Source organism: Pseudoalteromonas sp. 5Ae-yellow (genome assembly GCF_014077565.1).
Taxonomy (GTDB): Bacteria; Pseudomonadota; Gammaproteobacteria; order Enterobacterales; family Alteromonadaceae; genus Pseudoalteromonas.
On the sequence record NZ_JACGWD010000152.1, the window covers coordinates 1 to 1,269 of the forward strand.

A 1,269-nucleotide genomic window follows, 5' to 3' on the forward strand; every position below is an offset into this window, starting at 1 on the left:
TGATGCCATACTTCCAGGAAAAGCCTCTAAGCTTCAGATTATATGGAATCGTACCCCAAACCGACACAGGTGGTCAGGTAGAGAATACTAAGGCGCTTGAGAGAACTCGGGTGAAGGAACTAGGCAAAATCGTACCGTAACTTCGGGAGAAGGTACGCTCCTATCTGTGATGAGACTTGCTCTCTAAGCGGACGGGAGCCGCAGTGACCAGGTGGCTGGGACTGTTTATTAAAAACACAGCACTGTGCAAAATCGCAAGATGACGTATACGGTGTGACACCTGCCCGGTGCCGGAAGGTTAATTGATGGGGTTATCCTTAGGGAGAAGCTCTTGATCGAAGCCCCGGTAAACGGCGGCCGTAACTATAACGGTCCTAAGGTAGCGAAATTCCTTGTCGGGTAAGTTCCGACCTGCACGAATGGTGTAACCATGGCCACGCTGTCTCCACCCGAGACTCAGTGAAATTGAAATCGCAGTGAAGATGCTGTGTACCCGCGGCTAGACGGAAAGACCCCGTGAACCTTTACTACAGCTTGGCACTGAACATTGAACCTACATGTGTAGGATAGGTGGGAGACTTTGAAGCAGCGACGCTAGTTGTTGTGGAGTCAACCTTGAAATACCACCCTTGTAGTTTTGATGTTCTAACGTTGGCCCCTGAATCGGGGTTACGGACAGTGCCTGGTGGGTAGTTTGACTGGGGCGGTCTCCTCCTAAAGAGTAACGGAGGAGCACGAAGGTTGGCTAAGTACGGTCGGACATCGTACGGTTAGTGTAATGGTAGAAGCCAGCTTAACTGCGAGACAGACACGTCGAGCAGGTACGAAAGTAGGTCATAGTGATCCGGTGGTTCTGAATGGAAGGGCCATCGCTCAACGGATAAAAGGTACTCCGGGGATAACAGGCTGATACCGCCCAAGAGTTCATATCGACGGCGGTGTTTGGCACCTCGATGTCGGCTCATCACATCCTGGGGCTGAAGTCGGTCCCAAGGGTATGGCTGTTCGCCATTTAAAGTGGTACGCGAGCTGGGTTTAGAACGTCGTGAGACAGTTCGGTCCCTATCTGCCGTGGGCGTTTGAGAATTGAGAGGGGTTGCTCCTAGTACGAGAGGACCGGAGTGAACGAACCGCTGGTGTTCGGGTTGTCATGCCAATGGCATTGCCCGGTAGCTACGTTCGGAACTGATAAGCGCTGAAAGCATCTAAGCGCGAAGCAGGCCTCGAGATGAGTTCTCACTAGACTTTTAAAGTCTCTGAAGGGCCGTT

The 1,269-nt window shown here is 51.9% G+C and carries 1 rRNA gene; it reads left to right on the forward strand.

Going from position 1 to position 1,269, the window contains the following annotated elements:
- Positions 1-1,269, forward strand: a 23S ribosomal RNA gene (locus H4J63_RS19740); the annotation flags it as partial.